The 4,450-nt window shown below is 52.1% G+C and carries 3 protein-coding genes and 1 riboswitch; all 3 genes read left to right on the plus strand.

The window, feature by feature from the left end; genetic code table 11:
• Positions 1 to 157: 157 nt before the first annotated feature.
• Positions 158 to 290, plus strand: a riboswitch (SAM riboswitch).
• Positions 291 to 372: 82 nt separating this feature from the next.
• The 3 genes from L5656_RS10720 to L5656_RS10730 all read left to right on the plus strand — a co-directional run bounded on the left by L5656_RS10720 (position 373) and on the right by L5656_RS10730 (position 4,279).
• Positions 373 to 1,656 carry a homocysteine synthase gene (locus L5656_RS10720; protein ID WP_297202804.1) on the plus strand — a complete coding sequence of 428 codons (1,284 nt, stop codon included), beginning with the start codon at positions 373 to 375 and terminating at the stop codon, positions 1,654 to 1,656.
• A gap of 129 nt (positions 1,657 to 1,785) precedes the next feature.
• Positions 1,786 to 2,955 carry a homoserine O-acetyltransferase MetX gene (gene metX, locus L5656_RS10725; RefSeq protein WP_297202806.1) on the plus strand — a complete coding sequence of 390 codons (1,170 nt, stop codon included), beginning with the start codon at positions 1,786 to 1,788 and terminating at the stop codon, positions 2,953 to 2,955.
• A complete protein-coding gene (locus L5656_RS10730) occupies positions 2,927 to 4,279 on the plus strand; it encodes a PFL family protein (RefSeq protein WP_297202808.1) in 1,353 nt (450 codons plus the stop codon). The genes metX and L5656_RS10730 overlap by 29 nt, the downstream gene beginning before the upstream one ends.
• The last annotated feature ends 171 nt before the right edge of the window (positions 4,280 to 4,450 follow it).

Raw genomic sequence — 4,450 nt, forward strand, 5'->3', positions numbered from 1 at the left:
GCTTTCCAGGCCAAAGCCGCGCAGGGTATCCTGGAGGGCCTGAAGAAATATTTTAGCAGTATGGCAAAATAAACCAAAGCCAATGTTTCCCTTGACAAAAACCAAGCGAAAAGGTATAGTGGTACCAGACCTGCACAACGGAATACCGGCGCTGCAACTCTTATCGAGAGTGGCGGAGGGACTGGCCCGATGAAGCCCGGCAACCTCGCCTTGAGGAGGCACCCTTAAAAGCAGCCTCAAGGCAAAGGTGCCAATTCCTGCAGGGCAGTAATTGCTCTGAGAGATAAGAGGGGCGAAAGAAATTTTGCCTCTTCTTATCGAAGAGGCTTTTTTATACTTAAAAACAAATCCTAGTTAGGAGAGGAGAATACCATGAATAAGCAGTACCGTTTCGCCACCCTGGCTGTCCATGCAGGCCAGGTACCGGATCCTGCTACCGGAGCACGGGCGGTTCCCATCTACCAGACTACCTCCTATGTATTTAGAAATGCCGACCACGCAGCCGAGCTCTTCGCCTTACGGGAGCCGGGTAACATTTACACCCGTATAATGAACCCCACCACCGACGTCTTCGAGCAGAGAGTAGCGGCCCTGGAGGGAGGGGTAGGAGCCCTGGCCACGGCCTCAGGGCAAGCAGCCATAACCCTGGCTATATTAAACATAACCTCCGCGGGCCAGGAAATAGTTTCGGCCACCAGCCTATACGGCGGAACCTATAACCTCTTTAACATGACTCTTCCTAAATTCGGGATCAAAGTTCGCTTCGTAGATCCCGGGGATCCCGAAAACTTCCGCCGGGCCATAACCGACAAAACCCGGGCCTTATACGTAGAGACTATCGGAAATCCCAAGCTGGACGTCCCTGACATAGAGAAAATTGCCGGAATAGCCCATGAAGCTGGCATCCCCCTAATAGTGGATAACACCTTCGCCACTCCTTACCTCTGCCGCCCCTTTGACTACGGAGCGGACATAGTGGTCCATTCCGCGACCAAGTTTATCGGTGGCCACGGCACAAGCATCGGCGGGATAATTGTGGATTCCGGGAAGTTTAACTGGAAAAACGGCAAGTTTCCCGAGCTGGTAGAACCGGATCCCAGCTACCACGGAATAAGCTACGTAGAGGCCTTCGGGCCGGCGGCCTATATTGTAAAGGCCCGGACGCAGCTTTTAAGGGACCTCGGACCGGCCCTAAGCCCCTTTAACTCCTTCCTCTTTCTTCAGGGGCTCGAGACACTGCACCTGCGCATGGAGCGCCACAGCAGCAACGCGCTGTATGTTGCTCAGTGGCTTAAAGAGCATCCCTTGGTAAGCTGGGTAAATTATCCCGGACTGCCCGACCATCCCAGCTATCCTCTGGCTAAGAAATATCTGCCCCGTGGAGCGGGAGCCATCGTGACCTTCGGCATCAAAGGGGGCAAAGAGGCCGGGCGGCGGTTCATCGATAATCTCAAACTCTTTTCCCTTCTGGCCAACGTAGGAGATGCCAAGTCGTTGGTGATACATCCGGCCAGCACTACCCACCAGCAGCTCACGGAGGAGGAACAACTGGCCACGGGAGTTACCGAAGACATGGTAAGACTCTCCATAGGTTTGGAAGATCCAGAGGATCTCATAGAAGATCTGGACCAGGCCTTAAAGAAAGCATGCGGGTAAGGTTTAAAGCTTCAGCCAAGCTTGCTTGTAACGGTGCTTAGGAAACGTGTAATTAGCCGAAAGCCCTTAATTAGCTTTGGAGCTCGCTATGCAAAGCCGTTCTAAGCTGTGCTTTAAAGAGGGAAAAACATGGGAGATGTAGGGATAGTTAAGACACAATATTATACTTTCGCCAGCCCGCCCCGGGAGCTTGTGCTGGAGTGCGGAGAGAGGCTCGGTCCCATCACCGTCGCCTATGAAACCTACGGGCGCCTGAATCCCTCGGGAGACAACGCCATCCTCATCCTCCATGCCCTTACAGGTAGCGCCCATGCCGCCGGCCGGCACAGGGAGGACGATAGAAAGCCCGGGTGGTGGGACCCTATGGTGGGGCCCGGCCGTCCCCTGGATACTGACCGGTATTTCGTAATATGCTCTAACGTGCTGGGAGGCTGCTACGGGACTACGGGCCCTTCTTCCCCGAACCCTGCCACAGGGAAACCCTACGGCCTCGACTTCCCCGTAATCACCGTGCGGGATATGGTCAGGGTGCAGAGGGTGCTCCTGGAGGCACTGGGGGTAAAGCGGCTGGTCACCGCCATCGGCGGCTCTTTAGGTGGGATGCAGGCCCTGGAATGGGGCGTGCTATATCCAGAGCTTCTTTCTTCCCTGATAGTTATAGCGGCACCGGGGCGCACCTCGGCCATGAATATAGCCTTTAATACGGTACAGAGGGAAGCCATCTATATGGATCCGGCCTGGCAGGGCGGAAACTACTACGGCACCCCGGGGCCGGAAAGGGGTTTAGCCCTAGCCCGGATGATCGGTACCATAACTTACAAGAGTGATGAGTCCTGGACCTTTAAATTCGGGCGGGTCATGAACGGGCAGCCGGGAGACTTTTTCCGGCTGGGAAGCCGCTTTGAAGTGGAAAACTACCTGTATTATCAAGGTCGCAAATTGGTCGAGCGCTTCGATGCCAACTGCTACCTTTACCTTACCAAAGCCATGGATCTCCATGATGTGAGCAGGGGCTTTAGCTCCTATGAAGAAGCTCTAAGCCGGATCAAATGCCCCTGCCTGGTGATAGGAATATCTAGCGACATACTATACCCCCCTTACCAGGTAAAGGAGATCGCAGATATAATAAACAAGACCGGCGGACGGGCTGTATATAAAGAGCTTGTATCTCCCTATGGCCATGATGCCTTCCTCATCGAATTCACCAAGTTGGGAGGTATGGTGTCTGAGTTTTTAAAAGCTATCACCGCGGAAAAAGGGGGTGGAATCTATGCTCAGCGACGTTTGGGAGGCTTTTAAAATACCCCAGGAAGGCAATCCTACCATTCGTACTATCACTATGGGAATAAGCCTGTGGGACTGCATCGATTCCGACCCCCAGCTGGCTCAAAAGAAGATTTATGATAAGATTACGCGCTATGCCAGTAGGTTAGTGGATGAGGTGGAGAGAGTTGGACAAGAATATGGCCTTCCTATTGCCCAAAAACGCATTTCGGTTACTCCTATTGCCTTTGTTGCTCAATCTTCCTGCGAGGAAAATTATGTAAAATATGCGCACACCCTGGATAGAGCGGCGACAGCGGTAGGAGTTGATTTCATAGGGGGGTTTTCCGCTTTAGTACACAAAGGCTTTACCCATGGAGACGAGATATTGATCCATTCTATCCCTGAGGCTTTGGCTACCACAGAAAAGGTTTGCGCCTCAGTAAATGTAGCTTCCACTAAAACCGGGATTAACATGGATGCCGTATACTTAATGGGTAAAATAATTAAAGAGACTGCCACCCTTACGGCGGAACAGGAGGGTTTAGGGTGTACTAAGTTAGTAGTTTTCAGCAATGTGCCCGAGGATAATCCCTTCATGGCTGGGGCGCTCCATGGGGTAGGGGAACCGGAATGTACGATTAATGTAGGAGTAGCGGGAGCAGGAGTAATTAGGAGGGCAGTGTCCCAGGCAGGCGAAGCGGATTTCGGGGAATTGGTAGAAATACTTAAGAAAACAGCCTTTCAAATCACGCGGCTGGCGGAAGTAATAGGTCGAGCGGTGGCTGAACGTTTAGGGGTGCCTTTTGGAATCGTTGACTTATCCCTAGCCTCCAGTCCTTCACCAGGAGACAGTGTTGCGGAGATCTTGGAAGCCATGGGCTTGGAACGGTGTGGTACTCACGGGACTACGGCTGCCTTGGCCTTATTAAACGATGCAATTAAAAAGGGAGGACTTATGGCTTCTACGTATGCAGGTGGGTTGTCCGGAACGTTTATTTCTGTCAGTGAAGACGCTGGTATGGCTAGGGCGGCAAGTGAGGGTGCTGTTTCCCTGGATAAGCTAGAAGCCATGACCAGCGTCTGCTCGGTAGGCCTAGATATGATTGCAGTTCCAGGTGACACCAGTGCGGAAACCCTGGCTGCTATTATAGCAGATGAGGTAGCCATCGGTGTCATCAACAATAAGACTACCGCTGTGAGGATTATACCTGTGCCGGGGAAACAGGTGGGAGATTATGTAAATTTCGGAGGACTTTTGGGAGGTTGTCCTATAATCCCGGTACGCCCGTTTTCCTCTGACAAGTTTGTCCGGCGAAAAGGTCGGATCCCGCCTCCTGTCCAAGGCTTGACCAACTAAGTTACGTGTTTTAGGCCATATATCCTGGTGCAGGGTTTCACTTATGAATCAGACTTTTCTTTTCGGCTTATTGTATTACGAGCCCTTGAACTATATGTTATTTTGTGGTGGGTAGGGACGGGCCGAAATGTGGAGTGGAAGCAGATGGGAATAACAGTTAGAGAAGCTTTA

The organism is Thermanaeromonas sp., assembly GCF_021890735.1.
Classification (GTDB): Bacteria; Bacillota; DSM-521; order Neomoorellales; family Neomoorellaceae; genus Thermanaeromonas.